We start from the raw sequence: 22764 nt of genomic DNA on the forward strand, positions 1-22764 counted from the left end.
AAACCAACAACAAAGAGACCATCCATGGATGCATCGCAATTGCCACTGCACTATCAGTCGGCCCATGACCTCTTGAAACAACTTGAAGCCGGCACCCTGACCAGCGAGGCACTTACCACGGCCTTGTTGGAGAGGATCCGCGAGCATAATCCAACCATCAACGCCGTCGTGACCCTGGACGAGCAAAAGGCTCTCACCAACGCCCGGAGGGCTGATGAGGAACGTGCAGCCGGCTCGGCAAGGGGCCCATTGCATGGTCTTCCCCTTACCCTGAAAGACACCTGGGAAGTGGCGGGCATGACCTGTACCGCGGGTGCCCCAGCCCTGAGGGATCACAAACCCAACCGCCACGCCGATGTCGTGCAGCGGCTGGAAGACGCCGGAGCCATTATTCTGGGCAAGACCAATGTGCCCATCTACGCCACCGATCTCCAGAGCTACAACAAACTGTTCGGGGTAACCAACAACCCCCACAATCTGGCGCACACTCCCGGTGGCTCCTCAGGTGGTGCTGCGGCCGCCCTGGCTGCAGGCATGACACCCCTTGAAGTGGGCAGCGACCTGGCCGGCTCCATTCGCACACCCGCGCACTTTTGTGGCGTGTTCGGCCACAAACCAACCCGCTCGCTGGTGTCATTTCGGGGTCACATCCCGGGGCCACCTGGAACCCAGTCCCGACCGGATCTGGTCGAGGGCGGCCCGATGGCGCGCAGTGCCGGGGACCTGGAACTCCTGATGAGCGTCATTGCCGGCCCCCGGCCAGCTGAAGAGCGCAGCTGGTCCCTGGCAATGGCCCCCTCGGAATTAAACAGTCTCGATCAGGCCCGGGTCGGCCTATGGCTGGAAGATCCCTTGTGCCCGATAGACCAGGAGCTGACCGAGGGTTATCAGAACCTGGGCAACGCATTGTCTGAACGGGGCGCACTGGTCACTGAGGCCCGCCATCCATTGCTGAGCCTCGAACACATTCTCCCCGCTTATTTCAATCTGCTGGGCGCCCTGCTAAGCACCTCTCTGAAGCCCGCCCAACGCCGACAGATGAAATGGATTGCCCGGCTGGAACCCTGGCTCAAATTTCTGGGGCCGATGACGCCTTTCATTGGTGAATACGGACGAGGTGTGAATCAGCCGGTCTACCAGTGGATGGCCTGGAGCGAAATGCGCGAGAAGATGCGGGCCGAGATCGAATCGTTATTTCAGGAAGTGGACGTTCTGCTGACGCCGGTGACACCCACCACCGCCATCCGGCATGACCACAGCCATCCGGTCTTCAAACGCCGGATTACCGTCGCCGGTCAGCCAAGGGCGTACATGGACCAGTTCTGCTGGATCGCCTTCGCCACCTTGTTGGGCCTGCCTGCCACCTCCGTACCCATCGGACGAACAAAAGAAGGCCTGCCATTCAATGTTCAGGTGATTGGTGCGCCGGGGATGGACCTGACCACAATCGGTTTTGCGGGACTCCTGGAGGAGGCCGGGTTGGCAGGATTTCTCACGCCCGAGGGCCTCTGACAATCGTGAGAGTAGAAACGAAAAAAGCCGGCTCTAGGCCGGCTTTTTCATATTGGTAGCGGGGGCTGGATTCGAACCAACGACCTCCGGGTTATGAGCCCGACGAGCTACCAGACTGCTCTACCCCGCATCAAACTGGTTGTTTCTCAGGGAACCCCTGATCAACGTGGCGCGCATGATAAGGGGTGTGATCGACACTGTCAAAGGAAAGTTCCGGATTTCCGAAAACTCACCTCTCCAGAATCGCTGTAACCCCCTGGCCGCCCGCGGCACAGATGGAAATCAGGCCTCGTCCGCTGCCCTTCTCCTCCAGCAACTTGGCCAGAGTCGCGACAATTCGGGCACCGGTGGCCGCAAAGGGGTGACCGGTTGCCAGGCTGCTGCCTTTTACATTGAGCTTGTCGCGGTCAATGCTGCCCAGAGGTTTGTCCAGGCGCAGGCGCTCCTTGCAGAAGGTCGGATCCTCCCAGGCCTTCAAGGTACTCAAGACCTGTGAAGCGAAAGCTTCATGGATTTCGTAAAAATCGAAATCCTGAAGGCTCAGCCCCGCTTTTTCCAGCATCCGGGGCACTGCATAGGCAGGTGCCATCAGCAGCCCCTCTTTCTTGTCCACAAAATCCACCGCCGCATTTTCAGAAAACGTCAGCCAGGCTTTCACCTCGTGATTGTTGGCTTTCGCCCATTCCTCACTGGCCAGCAACACGCAAGAGGCGCCATCCGTCAACGCGGTGCTGTTGGCCGCGGTCATGGTGCCGTTTTCCCGATCAAAAACCGGCTTGAGCGTAGCCAGCTTCTCCAGCGTGGTATCCGGACGCAGAATATTGTCCTTCTCCAGCCCCGCCATCGGCGTCAGCAAATCGTTGAAGAACCCTTCATCATAGGCCCTGGCCAGCTTCTGATGGCTCTCCCAGGCCAGCTTGTCCTGATCTTCCCGGGCAATATCCCACTCCTTCGCCGTCACCTGTGCATGCTCGCCCATCGACATTCCCGTGCGAGGCTCACCATTCTGAGGCACCTCGGGCTTCAGATGTCCGGGCCGAAACCGCCCAAGAATTTTCAATCGATCCCCGGCGGTCTTGGCCCGGTTCAGATCCAGCAAAATCTCACGAAGGCCCTCACCCACACCAATCGGTGCATCCGACGTGGTGTCGGTTCCGCCGGCAATACCACATTCAATCTGCCCCAGGGCAATCTTGTTGGCCACCAGAATCGCCGCCTCCAGCCCCGTGCCACAGGCCTGCTGGATGTCATAAGCCGGCGTCTCCGGCGCCAGCCCACAACTCATCACCGCCTCCCGGGTCAAATTAAAGTCCCGCGAATGCTTGATGACGGCCCCGGCAGCCACTTCACCCAGCCGCTGGCCCTCCAGGCCATACCGATCCACCAGACCTCGCAGCGCAGACGTCAGCAACTCCTGGTTACTGATCTTGCTGTAGACCGTATTCGACCGCGCGAACGGAATCCGGTTGCCACCCAACACCGCAACGCGACGAATCGCCGAAGGGGCGGCGCTGGTCTTTTTCGAAGTAGCGGTTTTCTTACGTGAAGTTTTCGATGCTTCTGCCATGATCATTTCATCCGTTTTGAAGTAACCGTGATGTCAGGGGGAACATTGGGGGAAGGCTTCCCGGAACCGTGGAGCGCCAAGGATGGCGCGACCGAGCCCTACAGGGACGTATTCACGGGCGTGTTCTGGGAAGCCTTCCACCAATGTTCCCTGCACCCAGGTTGAGTTGTTAATGTCGACAGTTTAGCGACAACCGGAAACGCCTCATTGGCACCCCTGACAACACCCTACAGGCATTGAGTCAATCCAAAAACTATCCGATTCTTTACCCTGTAGGACGATTCGCATCCAGCAACCCGAATGCAAACACAAGGAAGCCCCCATGTCTGACCTCTATCTTAGAATAGTAAACACCCCGGTTGGCAAAACCGCCGCACAATCCCTGGGCCTGCCAGCGCCCGTGCCCCTGAAACGCCTCAAGCGTACCGATCAGCCGTTTATCGAGGGCGACGTACTTGTAGGCGCAGCCAGCGGAGGCAAAGCCATCGCGGCAATCGGAAGCACCCTCAGCGCCAGTGCAGCCACATTGCACCACGCCAGCGGGAATGAACGGCTGAAAGACTCATCCAAGGCCGGCAACAAAGCCCGACCCATGGACCTGAATTCGGAAATCGATCAAAAATTTTCCGCCCTGGTGTTTGACGCCACCGGGTTTAAAGGACCCGACGACCTCCGGGCCCTTTACGATTTTTTCCACCCCACCATCAAGAAACTCGGCGGCAACGCTCGGGTACTGGTCATTGGTCAAAACCCCGCCACTTGCAGAAAGGCGCCCCAGGCCGCTGCCCAACAGGCCCTGGAAGGCTTTGTTCGCAGCATCGGCAAGGAAATCGGAAAGAAAGGCTCTACTGCAAACCTGCTATGGATGGCACCGGGGGCCGAACAGCAACTGGAATCCAGTGTCCGGTTCTTTCTCTCCGCACGCTCTGCCTACGTGTCTGGCCAGGTGGTCAGAATCGGCAAAAGTGATTCGGCGCCTGCGACCAATCCTGTCGCTCCGCTGACAGGAAAAGTTGCCCTGGTTACCGGGGCCTCCCGCGGCATCGGCGCAGCTATTGCAAAAACCCTTGCAAGAGACGGCGCCACGGTTATCGGACTCGATATTCCGCCTGCCATGGAAGATCTGCAAAGAGTCACATCTGCCATCAACGGCAAGGCACTGGCTTGCGATATTACTGACGAAAAGGCGCCGACGCTCATCGCCGACTTCATCGATGAACATTTTGGCGGAGTGGACCTGGTCATTCACAACGCAGGGATCACTCGTGACAAAACCCTTGGCAACATGCCCGAGCACTTCTGGGATATGACAATTGCCGTAAACCTGACCGCCGAGGAATTGATCGACGAAGAGTTGGCCAAGCGAGAACTGATGAAAGAGAACGGCCGCATCGTCTGCATCTCCTCCATCAGCGGCATTGCCGGGAATTTCGGGCAGACCAATTACTCAACCGCCAAGAGCGGCGTGATCGGCTACGTGGAAGCCATGGCCCGGCAACTGAAGAAAGGCGTAACCATCAACGCCGTTGCCCCGGGTTTTATCGAAACCCAGATGACCGCAGCCATGCCGGTCACCATCCGCGAGGCCGGTCGCCGGATGAACAGCCTCTCCCAGGGCGGGCAACCCGTTGACGTGGCTGAAACCATCGCCTGGTATTGCAGTCCTGCGTCCAGCGGAGTGAACGGCAACGTGGTGAGAGTCTGCGGCCAGTCGCTGATTGGCAAATAAAAAAAGGGCCGATCCTTTCGGATCGGCCCTTTTCGGAATTTTGGTGGGTGGTACTGGGATCGAACCAGTGACCCTCGCCTTGTAAGGGCGATGCTCTCCCAGCTGAGCTAACCACCCGGGTATACTGCATAAAAATGGCGGAGCGGACGGGACTCGAACCCGCGACCCCCGGCGTGACAGGCCGGTATTCTAACCAACTGAACTACCGCTCCGCATCAATTCTGACCCTCGGGCCCGAACCTGAAACCGGATGGGGTGATCCGGTGATGCATTTGAAAGTGGTGGGTGGTACTGGGATCGAACCAGTGACCCTCGCCTTGTAAGGGCGATGCTCTCCCAGCTGAGCTAACCACCCACTTTCAAGCCTTCCAAAGGCGCTCACTTGCTTGGCAGCCGCGCTGTCTCAACCAAGTGAGAGGCGCATTTTAAGCATTTGGCTGGCGGTGTCAAATATTTTCCCGGAATTTTATAAAAAAACCTGCAAGCCATTCAAAAGCGTACAGTTTTTGAGCAAACCTACTTTCTTGCAGCGGTCTTGCGCGTCGCTTTTTCAGCCCGCGGCACCGGCCGATCCTGCCCCGCCTTCTGCGCTTTTTCCTGGAGAGAAAGTTCGCTGACACGGCTGCGCCTGTCTTCGGGAACCGCTCGATTAGCGAGAGAGCAATTCAGATCGTCCAATCGTTTCTGCAGGTCACCCCAGCTATCCAGCAACTGGGGAACGACATCATCCGCCAGTTTTTCGAATCTGAGTCGAAGAGAATCCTTGAGAGCCATTGTTTTTAAATTTTCCCGAGCCATTCACCTGCCATCAGTGTAGTCAGCAGTCAGAAAATCCACCAGCCGCCTCCGGATTCTGCTTCTTCTCTGCGCTCCCGCTCCATCTCCAACTCCGCGTATTCCTGCTCCAGCCTCTTGATCTTGCGATCGGCTTCAAGAGGCACGGTTGGGCCACCACCGAACGGCCAGAACCAGGACGTGGATTCGTACTTGCCCTCCTGCTTCAGGCGCTCGATTTCGAGCTCACGCTCCTCCTCCAGAAGCACCAGTTGCCGCTCGTAATCCAGGTCTTCGTTAACTTCCACAATGGAGGTAGCCGCATGGTTCGGCGCCAACAGATCACTGTTCAGAAAACGGGTGGAAACAATCTCCTCTGCCTGCATGGCATATTCCCGCGTTACCAGCTGGAGGTCGCCCTGAGTCAGCGGATGATCCGGATCCAGGTCCGGATGCCGTTGGCCCGGTTCCGAAAGCTCGTTATAACGCAGGTAATAGATCTGTCCTGGCTCAACGTTCAGCGTGGCATCGGCGATCAGGCTAAGACTGAAGGAGTTCATGCCCTCCAGACCCAGCAAAGGTCGGCGCATGGCGATGTGGCGCTCTCCGGGGCTTACCTCGAGCCAGGTGAAGCTGTCGTTGCGAATGTTGAAATAGTGGGTGTCATCTATGTAGACACTGGGCGCTTCAATTTCATCAGCCGCCCATTGGGAGTGTGTCCTGTAGAAGTACAGCACCGCGTTGCGCCGATCCCAGCTATCGTTGTCGATATGAACGAAGTCATGCCCGGAAACCGGATGCAGGAACGACCCGACGCTTTTGCCGATGGACTGATAAACCGTACAGCCCGGCAACACCAGCAACAGCCACATCGCTGCCAGAAGCCGGGGAACAAGAAAAACGGAAGGCACTCGGGTTTTCATTGTTGTTAACTCTTCATCCTGATTGCGAGTTGCCTGATCTTAACAACTGCACAAAAACAGAAATGAGAGCTACCGCAAGGGATGGCTACAAACCGTTACAAAACCCGAAATGCCGATTGCTGGACCACGCTACGGGCAGTTACTGCCCGCTGATCTGGCTCCGTAACTGATTCACCTCTTCAGACAGCCGAACCAGACGGGAGGTCAGTTGTGACCGCGAGGCATCGATAGACTCAACCGTGCGCTTGAGACTGGCCACCTCATTACGGAGCGCCTGAACCCGGCCATCATCGGCCAGCTCATCGGTCTCCCGCTCCAGGGCCGAGATCCGACCCTCCATGCCGCTGATTCCCAGCTTCTGCTCCTGCTCAAAACGCCGGATACGGCTCTCGATCACCTGATCCACATCCGCCAGCTGCTGGCTCAGTTTCGTCAACTGATCCGTTGCCTGCCGGTTGGCATCCTGCAGCGCTGAAATCGACGTCTCCGTCTGTTGTTTCAGGGCTGCAAGATCGGCAGAAAGCGAGGACCGGACCTTTTCAACCGACGTCTCAAGCGAACCAATGGCCTGCTTGCCCTCCGCAAGGCCGGATTCCAACGCGGCAATCCGTTCCTGCTGCTCATCCAGGCGCTTCTTGTTGCGTTCATTGGCAATGGCCCAGAGTTTCCGGATCTCACTGTCTGCCGTATCCAGACGCTTCGTATGCGCCGCGATCTGCTCCTCCAGAGTAGCGCCCCGCTCCTGAAGGTTTTCCCCCGTTTCCGAAAGCTCGCCCTCAAACCGAGCAAGCGCCAGCTTGCTCTGCCGCGCCCAGTAATCCGCTTCTTCAAGCTGCCCTTCCAACGCCTGAACCCGCTGCTCCTGGGAGTACCAGCCAGCACCCGCGGCAACGGCCAGCACAATCAACAACACCCACAGCATTGCCGAGCTACTGCGACCATTGCTGCCGCCACTTCCGTTACCGCCCTTGCCACCTTTGGGAGGCTTCGCTGGTGTCGACGGTTCGCCTTTCCCTCCGGACGCTGGCCTGGACTTTCTTTCCGCTGCCTTCTTCGGCTCGGCACTACCAATCGGTCGCTCAGCCCTCAACTCATCATCATCTGGACGGATGGGTTCCATTACAGCTCCTGACTATGGACGGTTAAAACAATAGGGATCGATAATACCTGTACTTAGGCGCAGGTAAAAATGAAGGGGCGGTCATGCCGACTCCTCCCGAGGGTTTGGGGCAGAGTTGAGGGGCTTTTTGCGGAAATGTCTGAAGCCAAGGATGGCTTCAGTCAAGCGCACATGGATGTGCTAGTAGCGGTTTCCGGAAAAAGCCCCTCAACTCTGCCTTCCACCGAGGTTTGTTGCATGGTAGGTGGCCAAAACATACAATGGCCGGCTTTCCAATTATCACAGGACTGTTGCATATGCAGCCGCTTGTAGGACTCATCATGGGCTCCAAATCCGACTGGCCCACCATGGAACACGCCGCCACCATGCTCGAAAAACTCGGCGTGCCCTATGAAACCAAAGTCGTCTCGGCCCATCGCACACCGGATCTGCTTTTCGACTACGCCAAAACGGCCGCAGACCGCGGTTTGAAAGTCATTATTGCGGGCGCCGGCGGCGCAGCGCACCTGCCGGGCATGGTTGCCTCGCAAACCGCCCTGCCGGTCCTTGGTGTTCCTGTTCAGTCCAAAACCCTGAATGGCCTGGATTCATTGCTCTCCATCGTCCAGATGCCAGGCGGCATCGCTGTCGGCACCCTCGCTATTGGCAAAGCCGGCGCAACCAACGCTGGCCTGCTGGCAGCGCAGATTATTGGCACCTCGGACGACAGCGTACGCAAAGCGGTTGAGCAGTTCCGGGCCACTCAGACCGAAACGATTCTGGACAATCCTGATCCTCGGGACCAGTAACAGGCAGGAGAACTCGAATGAGAATTGGTGTACTGGGCGCCGGCCAACTGGGAAGAATGCTGGCACTGGCCGGATACCCACTGGCCAAGACCTTTGTTTTCTATGACATGTCCGGCAGCCCCAGTGCTGGCCTTGGTGAAGTCATCATCGATCGCGAGGGCCAGTACCTGGACGATTTCCTCTCCCGGGTCGACCGTGTTACCTATGAGTTCGAACACCTGCCAGTAGACGTGGCCGAGAAAATTGCTGCTCACAAACCGGTTCACCCCTGCCCCCGGGCGTTGCAGGTGTGTCAGAACCGGGAAGCGGAAAAGACTCTGTTCGGCGAGCTGGGCATCCCCACGCCAGAATGGAAAATTGCCGATAGCGCCGCCTCGTTGAAAGCCGCGGCCGAAGAACTTGGCTGCCCGGTGGTAGCGAAGTCCAACACCGAAGGATACGACGGCAAAGGACAGGCCGTACTCAAATCCCCTGAGGACGCCGAGGCCGCCTGGACCTCCATCGGCCACCCCCGCCTTATCGTGGAAAAGTTCGTCGACTTCCACCGGGAAGTGTCGATTATCGCCGTTCGCGCTGAAGACGGTGAGCTGGCGTTCTACCCGATGGCGGAGAACACCCACCACGAGGGAATTCTGCGCTACTCCATTGCGCCTGCTCCTAAGCTCGAGAAGCACGTTCAGGAAGATGCGGAGCGGTACATCAAGGCACTACTGAACGAATTGGACTATGTCGGCGTATTAACGCTTGAGTTGTTCGAGACAACCGATGGCCTGGTCGCCAACGAGATGGCGCCCAGGGTTCACAACTCGGGGCACTGGACCATCGAAGGCGCGATGACCAGCCAGTTCGAGAACCACATTCGCGCGGTAAGCGGGCACCCTCTTGGCAATGTTGCTCCACGTGGTTTGAGCTGCATGATCAATATCATCGGAGAGCACGGCGACATCGAGCGAATCCTCGAACTGCCCTACGCCCATGTTCATCTTTATAATAAGGGTGAGCGACCGGGTCGGAAGCTGGGCCACGTAAACATACTGGCCGACAGCTACGAAGAGCTCGTCTGGCGGGTGAAGAACTGCGCCCAGTTCCTGCCGGGCAGCCCAGAGTTTAAAAGTTCTTTAACACCAAAGGGTTGATCTGACTCAAATCGACCCTATATTGGGGTAACGAACATCAACATAAACAGAGAGACAGGGAGAACGACCTCATGGCATTTGAACTTCCCGCACTGCCCTACGAAAAGAACGCACTGGAACCGCACATCTCTCAGGAAACGCTCGAGTACCATTACGGCAAGCATCACAACACCTACGTCACCAAGCTCAATGGCCTGATCGAAGGTACTGACAACGCCAACAAATCTCTTGAAGACATCATCAAGAGTGCCAGCGGCCCGCTGTTCAACAACGCCGCACAGGTCTGGAACCACACCTTCTACTGGCACTGCCTGAGCCCGAACGGCGGTGGTGAACCCACCGGTGCTGCCAAGGAAGCGATCGAGAAGGCGTTCGGTTCTTTCGAAGATTTCAAGAAAGAATTCAATGACAAAGCAGCCAACAACTTCGGTTCTGGCTGGACCTGGCTGGTGAAAAAAGCGGACGGCTCCGTTGCCATCGCGAATACCAGCAATGCTGAAACGCCGTTGACCGGTGCCGACAAGCCGGTACTGACCGTCGACGTCTGGGAGCACGCGTACTACATCGACTATCGCAACTCCCGCCCGAACTACCTGGAAGCTTTCTGGAACCTGGTGAACTGGGATTTCGTAAACGAAAACCTGGCCTGATCCCGGCCTCGCTTCCAGACTCAGTCTAAAACGACTGTGATCAAGCGCCCGCCCCTGGCGGGCGTTTTTGTGTCTGCTATACCCAAGCAATTACAATTTGATACAAGCACACTCTGAAATCTTTGGAAAAATCGCCGATACTCCATGAAGATATCGCGAACCTGAACCATACTTGGAAACAACCATCAGGGTGAGCCCCCACGCACATCACCCAAAGTGCGACACCTTTGCCCTGAACCTTGCAGATCAGCGGCTCTGCAAAAACCGGAACAAGACAGGCTTGAATGCAAAACTCCTTCGAGGTTGAACATCGCCTGGGCTATCGAATCTTACGGTGGATTCTTGCGGTGGCCCTTGCCAGTGGCGTCGTTGTCAGTGCCATACAGGTCATCCTGGACGCCCAACGTGTGTCCAGAGGGCTGGATAGCGATGCCAAGCAAACCATCGCGATGGTGAAAGACGCAGCCACCCAGGCGGTGTTCAGCATCGACGCCGAACTCGCGCAACAAGTCGTGGACGGCCTCTTCGCCAAGGAAGCGGTCCACATGGCCCGCATCGTCCACCCTGACGGCGACCCACTGGGAGATCGCAGCCGTCCACTCCAGGAAACCGCTTTCCGCCCGGTCACCGATCCGATTTTTGACGCCGATCGGCTCTATCGGGAGCCGCTTTTCCGCGAAGGTAATCCGGAAGACGTCTACGGCTTTCTTGACGTTCACTACGACACCGCAGCAGCGGCCCGTACCTGGTTGGACAGGGCGGCTGTCACTTTCGCTTCCGGCATGGCCACAGCTCTCATTCTCGGCATGGTGTTGTTCTATGTATTCCACCTGCTCCTGACGCGCCCCCTCCTCCGAATTGTCAATTCCGTGAGGCAGGTGGATCCTGCGCACCCGGATGACCGCCTGGTCACCACGCCATCCGGCCACCAGAGCGACGAACTTGGCCTCTGGGTAAACGCAACCAACAACCTCCTGGTGGCCATCGGCGACAGCCAGAAACGCCATCGCGAGGCGGAGGACCGGGTGAGCCGTCTCTCACGTTACGACCAGCTCACTGGCCTGCCCAGCCGGGATACCTTCATGGAGTTGCTGGTGCGGGATATTGAGGATGCCGCCAGGCGCAACGCCCAACTGTCGCTGATTGTCTGCGGCATCGACGATTTCAAATCGGTGAACGAGCAATGCGGTTTCCGGTCCGGGGACCTTATTCTACAGACCGTTGCCGACCGCCTGACCAACAAACTGGACAATGCCCGCTTCACCATTGCACGCCTCGGCAGCGACCAGTTCGTGGTTGTCCAGAAAGGACTTCGGGACGGGTTCCAGGCAGCAGACACAGCTGAGCGAATCCTGGCCTGTGTCAATGAGCCCATGCTGGTCGAAGACCAGAACATCTCAATCAGCGCCACCCTGGGGGTTGCTCTTTACCCCTCCGACACCAGCAAGGCAGACCGACTGCTTCAGAGTGCCGAACAGACCATGACCCTGGCCAAGCAGAACGGTCACAACCACTTCCAGTTCTATGTCGCCAGCATTGACCAGGAAATCCGGGACCGAAAGCAACTGGAAAAGGATTTGTCCCAGGCTCTTGGTAATCACCAATTTCATCTGGTTTACCAGCCCCAGATTAATCTGGAGAGCAAACGGGTAATCGGGGCAGAGGCATTGTTACGTTGGGAGCACCCGACTCGTGGCACGGTTCCCCCCGACTTCTTTATCCCGGTGGCCGAAGCAAACGGCTCTATCGTGGAAATTGGCCAGTGGGTTCTGGACCAGGCTTGTTGGCAGGCAGCTCGCTGGGCCTCGGACGGCTCGCCGCTTCGTATTGCTGTTAATCTCTCGGCCGTTCAGCTGCGCCAGGAAAGCATTGTCGATGATATTCTCGATACCCTGCGACGACACAAGATACCGGCCGGTCGGCTGGAGCTGGAGGTAACAGAAACCAGCTTCATGACCAACCTGTCAGACGCCGTAGCCAAACTCCACAGACTCAACAAAGCGGGAATAAGCATCGCGGTGGACGACTTTGGAACCGGCTACTCGTCACTGACCTACCTCAAACAGATGCCGGTACAGCATCTGAAGATCGACAAACAGTTTATCCGCGATCTGCTGGTCAATGAGGAAGATACCCGAATCGCCAATACCATCATCGACCTTGGCAAGAGTCTGAACCTGTCAGTGGTTGCTGAAGGGGTGGAAACGGCAGAGCAGGAATATTACCTGAGCCAGCGTGGCTGCAAGCTCGCCCAGGGCTATTTTTTCAGCAAGCCGTTGCCGCCGCGTGAATTTGAGACCTTCGTTAAAGGTTTTCACGAGCAGATCGTGGAAAATAACCTCTGAACCACTACCTCTAGGAGTTGCCATGGGAACCACTGTTATCGGCCTGATCGTTATCGCCGTCGTTGTTTTCTATCTGGTCTTTATCTACAACCGCCTGGTTTCCCTGCGCAACCAGTTCAAAAACGGGTTTGCCCAGATTGATGTTCAACTGCAGCGTCGGCACGACCTTATTCCGAATCTTGTGGAAGCGGCAAAAGCCTATCTGACCCACGAAAAAAGCACCCTCACCCAGGTGATGGAAGCCCGTAACAATGCGGTCAGCGCCCAAAAAGACGCCGCCAAGGATCCTGGCGATGGAACCAAGATCCAACGCCTGGGCAGCGCCGAAAACCTGCTCACCAAGGCGCTCGCAAATTTCTACGCCGTGGCCGAGAACTATCCGGAGCTGAAGGCCAACGAAACCATTCAGCAACTGATGGAAGAACTCTCCAGCACCGAGAACCGGGTCGCCTTTGCCCGCCAGGCCTATAACGATGGCGTCATGAGCTACAACATTTTCCGGGAGCAGTTCCCGAATAATGTTATCGCCGGCATGTTTGCGTTCAAGGAAACGTCGCAACTGGAACTGGAATCACCGGAAGCCCGTCAGGCACCGAAAGTGGCCTTCTGAGGCCCTGAGTCATGGCTCATCCCGGTTTCTTTCAGCGCCAGGCCCACGCCCGGCGCAACACCACTCTGCTGGTTTTTCTTTTCCTGACGGCGGTCGCGTTTATCACGCTTGCCGTCTGCCTTGTGGGTTATTTTGTAACCCGTAGTGAATCCTCCGGTCTTGCGTTCCACCACTGGCTGCTCTCCAATCATGGCCTGCTGACCGCCGTTACGGTTGTTTCCCTGATTGTTCTGGGTTCCCTGCTCCGCTGGGTTGATCTGGCGGGAGGTGGCGACCGGGTCGCCAAAATGGTTGGCGCCAGGCCCATTGACCCCGATACCCGCGACAGTGACGAGCGCAAACTGCGCAACATCGTTGAGGAAATGGCTATTGCCAGTGGTGTCTCAGTGCCGGAACTCTATGTGATGGATCAGGAAACCGGCATCAACGCTTTTGTGGCCGGCTACACTCCCGGTGAGGCCGTCATGGTCGTCACCCACGGCGCCATCACCCAGTTATCCCGGGACGAACTGCAAGGCGTGGTCGCCCATGAATTCAGCCATATTTTCAACGGGGACATGCGGCTCAACGTTCGGCTCATTGCCCTGCTTGCCGGCATCCTGATGATCGGACAGATTGGCGGCTTTCTGCTGCGCGCATCCTTCTACCGCGGCCACCGTGTGGGTCGATCACGGGACGGTCGGGCCCAGGCGGCCATGGGCATCATTGGTCTGGCGCTTTTTGTGATTGGCTATGTGGGCGTTTTCTTCGGCCGGCTGATACAGGCGGCGGTCTCCAGACAACGCGAAATGCTGGCAGACGCATCCTCCGTGCAGTTTACGCGTAACCCCGAGGGTATTGCCGGCGCCCTGTTCAAGATTGGTATGAAGGGCGGCTACCTGGACACAACCAGCCACGCCAGCGACATGAATCACATGTGTTTTGGCGAAAGTGCGCGGATGAAATTCACCTCTTTGCTGGCATCCCACCCGCCCATAGATGAGCGAATCAATGCCATTCAGCCCGGCATGCTGGCCAGATTACGCAGCCGGCTCAGGGATACCGAACCAGGTGCCGACCTATACCGGGGAGGCTCTGGAGCACCAGAAGCGGGCGCGTCCGGGTTTAGTGGCGCGGCAACCGACATACTCGGGCCGGTTACCGGCAGGAGTGGCAGAACCTCACCGCTTGCATCCAGCCCGGAAAAAACCATAAAACCGGCCCGGAAATTTTCAGATCAGGTCGGCACTATCAACCGGCAAAGCGAAGATTTCGCCCTGCGTTTTCTGGAACGCCTGCCAGCCACCTTCCGAAACCTGCTGTACACCCGGGCCGGGGCCACGCAGCTCTGCTATGCCATGCTGATCAGCGAACTGCCGCGTCCACAGCAAACGGAACGGCTGAACCTGCTGCCGGCACACCCGGTATTGGGCAGCCAGCCGGATCTACTCAAGAAACTGCTGCCGGCGCTGAAAACCATCGGCGATGGCGTCCGTTTCCCTGCCCTGGAGCTGGCCATGCCTGCCCTTCGCAAGCTGGACCCGGAAGAGCGGGAGTTGCTCATTACCAATGTCCAGAAACTGGTGGCGGCGGATAACCGGGTTACCCTGTTTGAACTCGCTCTGACAAGCTTCCTGTCACGCCACCTGGGCGACGAAGCAGCCAGAGTGGTACCGGTGCGCTATAGGAGCTACAAACCGGTCATGCCGGCCCTCCAGAGGCTCCTGAGCTTGATGGCAAGGGCTGGGTCTGAGCCCCAATCTGACGCCGAGAAGCTCTATCGGGAGGCCATGGCCGGCTTCATGAATGCGAAGGATGGAGTGGAGCCGGTTCTGGAAAAAGTCACCATGCGCCAGCTACGGGAAGCGTTGACCGCGTTGAACGGTCTTTCACCGCTGCTGAAACCGGCAATCATCGATGCCTGTGGGCACTGCATTACCCGCGACGGGAAAGTGGAAACCCGGGAGTATGAATTGATGCGGCTGGTGGCGGACCAGATGGATTGCCCGATGCCGCCACTGGCTGTCTGAGCGCTTACTGGACCCGGGTGCTGCCGTCTTCAAACAGCGCGTCCACTGTCGGACGCTGCTCTTCGGTGGGGATACCCAGCTTCTCCCGGATGTTCAGATTGACGTCCCAAAGCTGATTGAACTTGTCGGAAGTAGCCGCAACGGCCTCTTCCTTGCCCAGCATGATTTTGGGGCGCAGGAACACCAGCAGGTTGCGCTTCACCCGGCGCTCCGATTCGGAGGAGAACAGGCGACCAACGAACGGGATGTCACCCAGCAAGGGCACCTTGCTCTTGTTGACCTGGTAATCATCCCGGGTCAAACCGCCCAGCACGATGGTCTCGCCATCATCCGCCAGTACGGTGGTCTTGATTTCCCGCTTGTTGGTGACGATATCCGAGGCGTTCTCGATGCTGTCTGCCACGCTTTCTGTGGTCTGCTCCACCACCAGACGCACCAGGCCGTCGGCACTGATGGTCGGGGTAACCTTGAGGGTCAGACCGATATCGCGACGCTCGATGGTGGTGAATGGATTGGTGGTGCCATCGCCGGTGACGGTGGACTGGCCAGTACGGAAAGGCACGTTCTGGCCCACGATGATCTCGGACTCCTGGTTATCCAGGGTAATGATGCTTGGCGTGGACAACAGGTTTGCAGCGGCAGACGTGGACAGTGCCTGAAGGAGAACCCCCCAGCTCACTCCATTTTCGTTCCGTTGGCCGGCGCCGATGGTGATACCACCGGTAGCCGGCGTGATGGCGGATCCGGTCAGAATCGCGCTGAGCACCTCACCCAGGCTGCGACCCACGTTACCGAAATTGGTGCCGGCAACCGGCGTGGATTCGCCAGACTCGTCACCGACCGCAACCTGGACACCCAGATCCTGGCCCAGTTCGTCGCTGATCTCGACAATTGCCGCCTCAATCATCACCTGGGCGCGGCGCACATCCAGCGCCGCAACAATCTGTTCGGCTTCCTGCATCAGGGATGGCTCACCCCTTACCACCAGCGCATTCAGCCCCTCATCCGCAAAAACAGCAAAGCTGCTTTGCGGTTTGGCGGCGCCGCCGCTTCCCGAACCAGTACCTTCTTTCACCAGCTCGCCCATCACACCCTTAAGGATCTCAGTCAGGTTTTTGGCGTCGGCGTGTTTCAGCCTCAGGACCTTGGTGGTGCCGCCGGTGGCAGAGGGCTGGTCCAGCTGTCGAATCAGGCCGCGCATCTTTTCGCGGAAGGTCTCATCGCCCCGCAGGATAAGGCGGTTGCTGCGCTCATCTGCGGTCACGCTGTATTTTCTGGCGGCATTGTCGCCGCCGGCCCGGCCGAGTTCATCCGGGGCCAGTTCCTGCAGAAGCGTCACCATATCACCCACCCAGGCTTCCTGAAGCTGGATGACTTCCACTTCGTATTTGGACGGGCTATCCAGCTCCCGGACAATCTGCTCGATGCGCTGGATATTGGAAGAATGATCACTGATGATCAGGGCGTTGGCGGCGGCCACCCCGGCCAGATGGCCGTATTTCGCCACCAGGGGGCGCAGAATCGGCACCAGCTCCAGGGCGTTGGCGTTGTCAATCTGGATAACCCGCGTGATCAGCTGCTCGGAGGGGGTTTCGGGAAAGCGCTCCAGAATCTCCGCCGACTGTTTGGCATCAACCTGTTGCACCACCTTGATCACTTCTGCGCCCGGGATGGCGGTAAAACCGTGAACATTCAAGACCGCCAGGAACAGATCGTAAATTTCGTCCTTGTTCATGGGCGCGCTGGAGAGCACCGTTACCTTGCCCTTCACCCTCGGATCCACCACAAAACTGTACCCGGTAATGTCCGCGACCTGGGTCACGAACGCACGGATATCGGCGTCTTTCAGGTTCAGCCGCCATGTCTCGGCTTCCTGCCCATGCGCCATGGACATAAAGGGAAGGAGAAAAAGCAGGACAATGGCCCGCAAAACATTGATCTTGTGGTTATACATCTGGCGATTTCGTCCTGTTTCGATGAACCCGGTCAGCGCCACTGCTCGGGTATGGCATAACTGATGGTGAGGATGGATCCGTCACGCTCGATTTCTATCTCCAGCTGGGCCTGGCCGCGCCAGTTCTCAAGCAGGGCCTTATCCTGGCTGATATCGCCCAGCCGCTGACCGTTGATAGCCGTTATCACGTCCCCGGCCTGCAGGTTGACGGCGTTGAGCATGGCGTTAGAGCCGTCATACACGTAACCGGACATGCCGCTATTGTCCACCGGGGTCAACCCGAAAGGCGCCAGTGCGGCAATGCCCTGGCTGTCAATCTGTTCACGGGCGCTGGCCAGGAACTCATCCGGTGATGATTCTGCAGGCTCCTCGGTCACTTCTGCAACCAGTTCGGAAGACTGTTCCTCGAAAGTCAGGGATTCGTATCGCCCACCCCGACGAATCAGAACACGCCCGGGTTCCACTTCCGCCAGCTCTGCATTGCCGGGTAGCATCTCCCCTACCCGGTAATATGCGGTTTCTCCATTGCTCCCAGCAACTATAGCACCGGAGTCCTCCGGGCGCTGTGCGACAAGTACCCCTTCCAGCCGGAGCCGAAGCCGGGTTTCCGGAGCCGAGCGGCGAACCGCATCGGCCACTTCGACCGGTCGCTCAGACCGCCCGAAGAAATCGTAAACGGCTATGGACGTTGTCAAACGGCTACCGCCTGACAGACTGCCTGCACCGGCTGCGACCGGCGCGTCTGGAACCGGCCGGTCGTCCCAGGCGTATAACCAGGTCATCCGGGCGAGAGTATTGGCCAGATACACCACCAGAACCAACAGCAACAGGTTGGCGAGGATCCGGGAAATCCGGCTCTGGGCCGGAATACTCAACAGCGCCATATTATCTTGCCCCCGGTACGAGAGGCTGGCGTACCCGGAATACGACATCACCGGGGCTGGCAGAATCGGGCCAGGGCTGGCCGGCGAGATCCACCATACGCTTGTAGACACGCAGTTCCATCATTCCGTTCCAGAACACGGTGGCATCTGCTGCCGGCCCCTGGCCGCCCTGCTCGGAGACTGTCAGCGCCACACCACCCTGGGAGGTATCCATCGTCGCCTGCATGGGCGGAAACTCGGCCTGCCCACGCTGGCCACCCATTGGCCAGGTCACCAGGCCGCCATCCCAGCGCCCCAGGCCTTCCGCCCGCGTAATCCGGTTATCGGCCCAGGCCATATTCAGACGGTCAATCATGACTTCGCCTTCAATCATGGCGCCGCCGCTCTGGCGGACCAGCTCCTCAAACTCGGCCACCGTGATCCGTCCGCTGGCATCAAGCTGGGCACTGGCCGGCCAGCCCACCGTAACATCGCCGTTGAGCGAGGATTGCGACGATTCCAGGGAAATTCGGGCTGGCCATTCCAGGCTGGTGACCGACGGCATATAAAGGCGCCAGTCAACACGCACCGGGAAACCGGCCACCACAACCCCGGCTTCACCATCCCAGAGTTTGCCGGCAACCTGCTGAACCTTTACCTGGGGAGGCAGAGATACATGGGCAAAGGCTTGCTGCCAGACCCATCCCGCAGGAACCAGAAAGACCAGTGACAGCAGATAAACCAGAGCGCCCAGCAGCAGGAGCAAAAATACCTTGCCGGGGCGGAGAAAGGATTTGGGTTCAGCGTCACTCATTCGGCGTTGCACAGATAATGGACCGGAAGCCGAGTCTAGCAAAGCCATGGGGCAAGTTCATGACAAAAAAACAAAAACCCCGCGTTGGCGTGAACCAACGCGGGGTTTTTAAGGGGCCGAGATCAGGCCGGCATTACATCATGCCGCCCATGCCTCCCATGCCGCCCATTCCACCCATGTCCGGCATACCGCCGCCGGCAGACTCGTCCTGCGGCTCATCCGCAACCATCGCCTCGGTGGTGATGATCAGGGAAGCCACAGAAGCGGCCGCCTGCAGAGCGGAACGGGTGACCTTGGCAGGATCCAGGATACCCATTTCCAGCATATCGCCGTAGGCTTCGGTCGCGGCGTTGTAGCCGAAGGAACCTTCGCCTTCGCGAACCTTGGCAACCACAACAGAAGACTCACCGCCTGCGTTGTAAACGATCTGGCGCAGAGGAGCTTCCATGGCACGGCGCAGAATGTTAACACCGGCTTTCTGCTCTTCGTTGATGGCGTCTACCTTGTCCAGGGCCGCAATGGCACGGATAAGGGTTACACCACCGCCCGGTACGATGCCCTCTTCAACCGCGGCGCGGGTAGAGTGCAGCGCGTCTTCAACGCGGGCCTTCTTCTCTTTCATTTCCACTTCGGAACCGGCACCAACCTTGATAACGGCAACACCGCCAGCCAGCTTGGCAACACGCTCCTGCAGCTTTTCCTTGTCGTAGTCGGAAGAGCTGTCTTCGATCTGCTTGCGGATCTGCTCAACGCGAGCTTCGATGTCCGCCTGCGCACCAGCACCGCCGATGATGGTGGTGTTTTCCTTGGTGACGTTCACACGCTTGGCTGTGCCAAGGTCATCCAGGGTGGTGTTCTCAAGAGTCAGGCCGACTTCTTCAGAGATTACGGTACCACCGGAAAGGATCGCGATGTCCTGCAGCATCTCCTTGCGACGGTCACCAAAGCCAGGCGCCTTGACGGCGTTTACCTTGACGATGCCACGCATGTTGTTCACTACCAGAGTGGCAAGCGCTTCACCCTCAATGTCTTCAGCGATGATCTGCAGCGGCTTACCAGCCTTGGCTACAGCTTCCAGCACCGGCAGCAGCTCGCGGATGTTTGAGATCTTCTTGTCGACCAGCAGGATGTACGGGTCTTCCAGCTCGGCAGACATGTTGTCCTGGTTGTTGATGAAGTACGGAGACAGGAAGCCACGGTCGAACTGCATACCTTCAACCACGTCCAGCTCGTCTTCCAGGCCTCGGCCTTCCTCAACGGTAATAACGCCTTCCTTGCCAACTTTTTCCATTGCATCGGCGATGATCTTACCGATGGTATCGTCACCGTTGGCAGAGATAGTGCCTACCTGAGCGATCATCTTGCTGTCGTCACAGGGCTTGGCCATATCACGGATTGCCTTCACGGCTTCCGTTGTGGCCTTGTCGATGCCGCGCTTCAGATCCATCGGGTTCATGCCGGCAGTCACTGCCTTCACGCCCTCGTTAACGATGGACTGAGCCAGAACGGTTGCGGTAGTGGTACCGTCACCGGCGGTGTCGTTGGCCTGGGAAGCCACTTCTTTCACCATCTGGGCGCCCATGTTCTCGAACTTGTCAGACAGTTCGATTTCCTTGGCTACGGAAACACCATCTTTGGTGATGGTCGGCGCGCCGAAGGACTTTTCCAGAACCACGTTACGGCCTTTCGGGCCGAGGGTCACTTTAACCGCGTCTGCCAGTACATTGACGCCCGCGACCATGCGCTTACGTGCGCTATCACCGAATCTAACGTCTTTTGCTGCCATGTCTTCTATTCCTGTTCGTTAAACCGAAGTTGTTGAATCAATCGGATTAATGAGAGTTCGTGCGATTCGCCTCAGCGATCACTCAAGCACGCCGTAGATGTCGCTCTCGCTCATGATGAGGAGCTCTTCGCCATCGATCTTGACGGTGTTCCCGGCGTACTGGCCGAAGACCACGGTGTCACCCACCTTGACCGCCAGTGAGCGGGTTTCGCCGTTTTCCAGGATGCGACCGTTACCAACGGCAATTACCTCGCCCTGGGAAGGCTTCTCTTTGGCGTTACCCGGCAGCACGATGCCACCCGCAGTTTTCTCTTCTTCTTCCTTACGGCGCACGACAACACGATCGTGTAGCGGACGAATTTTCATTGCTCGGTTTCTCCAATAGTCAGATTAATGTGGCAATGACATTGTTGATGTAGGTCGGACAGGCAACGCCTGGTCCGACAAATTGCCCGGCTGGATAACCAACTGTTTTCAGTGGAAATCAGCCCGCAGCGAACTTGTGGTTTCTATTTGGGGTAGCTGGTAGGTGTTTTCAACACCCCGGAGAGAAAATTTTTTCACTTTTTTTCGATCCGGTCCCGATCGGATTCCGTCTCATCCTGGTACTCGCCTTCGATGATGTCGCCATTGCTGTCCCGATCAAAAGGCCGCTGCCGGCCGAACGGGTTCTCCTGGCCGCCAAACGGATCCTGCCCGAACGGATTGGACCCACCACCGGCGCGAAAATAGAAGCTGCTGCCACGGCTTTGACCAGCAACGACCATGCGCTTGAGCGCCTGTGCTGCAAGCCAGTGGCGCGTTCCGGGTATCAGGCACAGAAACCCGACCGTGTCGGTAATAAAGCCAGGTGTTAGTAATAGCGCACCACCAATCGCAAGGATCAGCCCCTCGGCAACCTCCTTGGCCGGCAATTCGCCACTATTCAGTCGCTGATTGGCCTTCAAAAGCGTTGCCAACCCCTGCTGGCGAAGGAGCCAGGCGCCGATCACGGCGGTCAACAACACCAACCCGACGGTATTGAGCACACCAATCATGCCACCCACCTGAATCAACACCGCCATCTCGGCGATTGGCATGATAATGAATAAGAACAGAAACACTGACATCGGGACCTCAGGGTCTGAATGTGGCTTTAAGAAGGTCTGGTATACTCCACACCCTCGAAATTAGAAAGGCGGCTCGCACAGGTCAAGATGCGACGCCAGAGCAGCCCCTCCGTGGAATGTTGGAGGCCATGGATGGCCGGAAACAAGCGCACATGGACGTGCTCGTAGCGGTTCCACGGAGGGGATGCTCTGGTGACGCTGGCACCCATGCAGAAGACGTCGTAATGAGTTGGGACGCACAGCAACCGTAAAACCACCTGATAACAGTAGTTAGGGCAAAACATGAAACTTCAAGATTCCGTGATTGCAATCACTGGCGGCGGCCAGGGCCTTGGCCGCGCCATGGGCGAATACCTTGCGGCCAAAGGTGCAAAAATTGCGCTGATCGACCTGATGCCGGAGAAGCTGGACGAGGCCGTCACCGCCTGCGTGGCCGCGGGCGCTGAGGCCAGAAGCTACGTCTGCAACGTTGCGAAAGAGGAAGAGGTAGAAAAAACCTTCGAGGCCATCGTAAAAGACTTCGGCCACCTCAACGGCCTGGTTAACAATGCCGGTATCCTCCGGGACGGGCTTATGGTCAAAGTGAAGGATGGCGAAGTTGAGCGCCGCATGGAGCTGTCCCAGTGGCAGGCGGTTATCGACGTAAACCTTACCGGCGTATTTCTCTGCGGCCGCGAGGCAGCGACCCAGATGATCAAGAACGGTGATCAGGGTGCGATCATCAACATCGCTTCCATCTCTCGCGCCGGCAACATGGGCCAGAGCAACTACTCCGCTGCCAAGGCCGGTGTCTCTGCCCTTGTTCCGGTCTGGGCCAAGGAACTCGCCCGCTACGGCATCCGCTGCGCCGGTATCGCCCCGGGCTTCATCGAGACCGAAATGACCGCCTCCATGAAACCGGAAGCCCTGGAAAAAATGACGGCCGGCATTCCGCTCAAGCGCATGGGCAAGCCCGAAGAGATTGCTTCGGCTGCGGCGTTCATTTTTGAGAACGACTATGTGTCAGGGCGGATGATTGAAGTGGATGGGGCTCTTCGGCTCTAACGGGTCGAGCTACCATTGAGTGGGGCGCCCA

Annotated in this window: 19 protein-coding genes and 4 tRNA genes; 9 read left to right on the plus strand and 14 right to left on the minus strand. The window is 57.9% G+C overall.

The window, feature by feature from the left end:
• Positions 1-24 precede the first annotated feature (24 nt).
• Positions 25-1512: an amidase gene (locus HP15_RS11665; RefSeq protein WP_014577649.1), complete on the plus strand. Its 1488-nt coding sequence runs from the start codon at positions 25-27 to the stop codon at positions 1510-1512.
• 53 nt (positions 1513-1565) lie between these two features.
• Here HP15_RS11665 and HP15_RS11670 read toward each other — a convergent pair.
• Positions 1566-1642, minus strand: a tRNA-Met gene (locus tag HP15_RS11670).
• Positions 1643-1741: 99 nt separating this feature from the next.
• Positions 1742-3079: an acetyl-CoA C-acetyltransferase gene (locus tag HP15_RS11675; RefSeq protein ID WP_081449873.1), complete on the minus strand. Its 1338-nt coding sequence runs from the start codon at positions 3077-3079 to the stop codon at positions 1742-1744.
• 322 nt (positions 3080-3401) lie between these two features.
• On the opposite strand from HP15_RS11675, the gene HP15_RS11680 reads away from it, so the two are divergent.
• Entirely contained in the window at positions 3402-4808 is a 1407-nt protein-coding gene (locus HP15_RS11680; protein WP_014577651.1) for a 3-oxoacyl-ACP reductase, read from the plus strand.
• A gap of 41 nt (positions 4809-4849) precedes the next feature.
• Here HP15_RS11680 and HP15_RS11685 read toward each other — a convergent pair.
• The 6 genes from HP15_RS11685 to HP15_RS11710 all read right to left on the minus strand — a co-directional run bounded on the left by HP15_RS11685 (position 4850) and on the right by HP15_RS11710 (position 7625).
• Positions 4850-4925: transfer RNA gene (locus HP15_RS11685), tRNA-Val, on the minus strand.
• 18 nt (positions 4926-4943) lie between these two features.
• Positions 4944-5020: transfer RNA gene (locus HP15_RS11690), tRNA-Asp, on the minus strand.
• A gap of 67 nt (positions 5021-5087) precedes the next feature.
• Positions 5088-5163, minus strand: a tRNA-Val gene (locus HP15_RS11695).
• 161 nt (positions 5164-5324) lie between these two features.
• Positions 5325-5582: a hypothetical protein gene (locus HP15_RS11700; RefSeq protein WP_041645336.1), complete on the minus strand. Its 258-nt coding sequence runs from the start codon at positions 5580-5582 to the stop codon at positions 5325-5327.
• A 50-nt stretch (positions 5583-5632) separates the two neighbouring features.
• Positions 5633-6505: a DUF2846 domain-containing protein gene (locus HP15_RS11705; RefSeq protein ID WP_014577653.1), complete on the minus strand. Its 873-nt coding sequence runs from the start codon at positions 6503-6505 to the stop codon at positions 5633-5635.
• Between the two features lie 139 nt (positions 6506-6644).
• Positions 6645-7625 carry a hypothetical protein gene (locus HP15_RS11710; RefSeq protein ID WP_014577654.1) on the minus strand — a complete coding sequence of 327 codons (981 nt, stop codon included), beginning with the start codon at positions 7623-7625 and terminating at the stop codon, positions 6645-6647.
• A 296-nt stretch (positions 7626-7921) separates the two neighbouring features.
• On the opposite strand from HP15_RS11710, the gene purE reads away from it, so the two are divergent.
• The 6 genes from purE (at position 7922) to HP15_RS11740 (ending at position 15163) form a co-directional block, all read left to right on the plus strand.
• Complete coding sequence (purE, locus tag HP15_RS11715; RefSeq protein WP_008171382.1) at positions 7922-8413, plus strand: 5-(carboxyamino)imidazole ribonucleotide mutase; 492 nt, start codon at positions 7922-7924, stop codon at positions 8411-8413.
• A gap of 17 nt (positions 8414-8430) precedes the next feature.
• Entirely contained in the window at positions 8431-9549 is a 1119-nt protein-coding gene (locus HP15_RS11720) for a 5-(carboxyamino)imidazole ribonucleotide synthase (protein ID WP_014577656.1), read from the plus strand.
• Positions 9550-9620: 71 nt separating this feature from the next.
• Positions 9621-10199: a superoxide dismutase [Fe] gene (gene sodB / locus HP15_RS11725; RefSeq protein WP_014577657.1), complete on the plus strand. Its 579-nt coding sequence runs from the start codon at positions 9621-9623 to the stop codon at positions 10197-10199.
• Positions 10200-10483: 284 nt separating this feature from the next.
• Positions 10484-12544 carry a putative bifunctional diguanylate cyclase/phosphodiesterase gene (locus tag HP15_RS11730; RefSeq protein WP_008171375.1) on the plus strand — a complete coding sequence of 687 codons (2061 nt, stop codon included), beginning with the start codon at positions 10484-10486 and terminating at the stop codon, positions 12542-12544.
• A gap of 22 nt (positions 12545-12566) precedes the next feature.
• Entirely contained in the window at positions 12567-13154 is a 588-nt protein-coding gene (locus tag HP15_RS11735; protein WP_014577658.1) for a LemA family protein, read from the plus strand.
• Positions 13155-13165: 11 nt separating this feature from the next.
• Complete coding sequence (locus HP15_RS11740; protein ID WP_014577659.1) at positions 13166-15163, plus strand: M48 family metallopeptidase; 1998 nt, start codon at positions 13166-13168, stop codon at positions 15161-15163.
• Between the two features lie 4 nt (positions 15164-15167).
• Here the strand turns inward: HP15_RS11740 and gspD are convergent, their stop codons facing one another.
• The 6 genes from gspD to HP15_RS11770 form a co-directional block, all read right to left on the minus strand.
• Complete coding sequence (gene gspD, locus HP15_RS11745) at positions 15168-17117, minus strand: type II secretion system secretin GspD (protein WP_041646276.1); 1950 nt, start codon at positions 17115-17117, stop codon at positions 15168-15170.
• A gap of 32 nt (positions 17118-17149) precedes the next feature.
• On the minus strand, positions 17150-18001 hold the full coding sequence (locus tag HP15_RS11750; RefSeq protein ID WP_014577661.1) for a type II secretion system protein N: 852 nt from the start codon (positions 17999-18001) through the stop codon (positions 17150-17152).
• A gap of 1 nt (position 18002) precedes the next feature.
• The gene (gene gspN, locus HP15_RS11755; protein ID WP_014577662.1) at positions 18003-18794 is read right to left on the minus strand and encodes a type II secretion system protein N; all 792 of its coding nucleotides are present in this window, start codon (positions 18792-18794) and stop codon (positions 18003-18005) included.
• A gap of 133 nt (positions 18795-18927) precedes the next feature.
• Complete coding sequence (gene groL / locus HP15_RS11760) at positions 18928-20580, minus strand: chaperonin GroEL (protein WP_008171364.1); 1653 nt, start codon at positions 20578-20580, stop codon at positions 18928-18930.
• 78 nt (positions 20581-20658) lie between these two features.
• On the minus strand, positions 20659-20946 hold the full coding sequence (groES, locus tag HP15_RS11765) for a co-chaperone GroES (RefSeq protein WP_008171363.1): 288 nt from the start codon (positions 20944-20946) through the stop codon (positions 20659-20661).
• Between the two features lie 194 nt (positions 20947-21140).
• Positions 21141-21689: an FxsA family protein gene (locus HP15_RS11770; RefSeq protein ID WP_008171362.1), complete on the minus strand. Its 549-nt coding sequence runs from the start codon at positions 21687-21689 to the stop codon at positions 21141-21143.
• Positions 21690-21971: 282 nt separating this feature from the next.
• On the opposite strand from HP15_RS11770, the gene HP15_RS11775 reads away from it, so the two are divergent.
• The gene (locus tag HP15_RS11775; protein WP_014577665.1) at positions 21972-22733 is read left to right on the plus strand and encodes an SDR family oxidoreductase; all 762 of its coding nucleotides are present in this window, start codon (positions 21972-21974) and stop codon (positions 22731-22733) included.
• Positions 22734-22764 lie beyond the last annotated feature (31 nt).

The sequence above is a fragment of the Marinobacter adhaerens HP15 genome, from assembly GCF_000166295.1.
Taxonomy (GTDB): domain Bacteria; phylum Pseudomonadota; class Gammaproteobacteria; order Pseudomonadales; family Oleiphilaceae; genus Marinobacter; species Marinobacter adhaerens.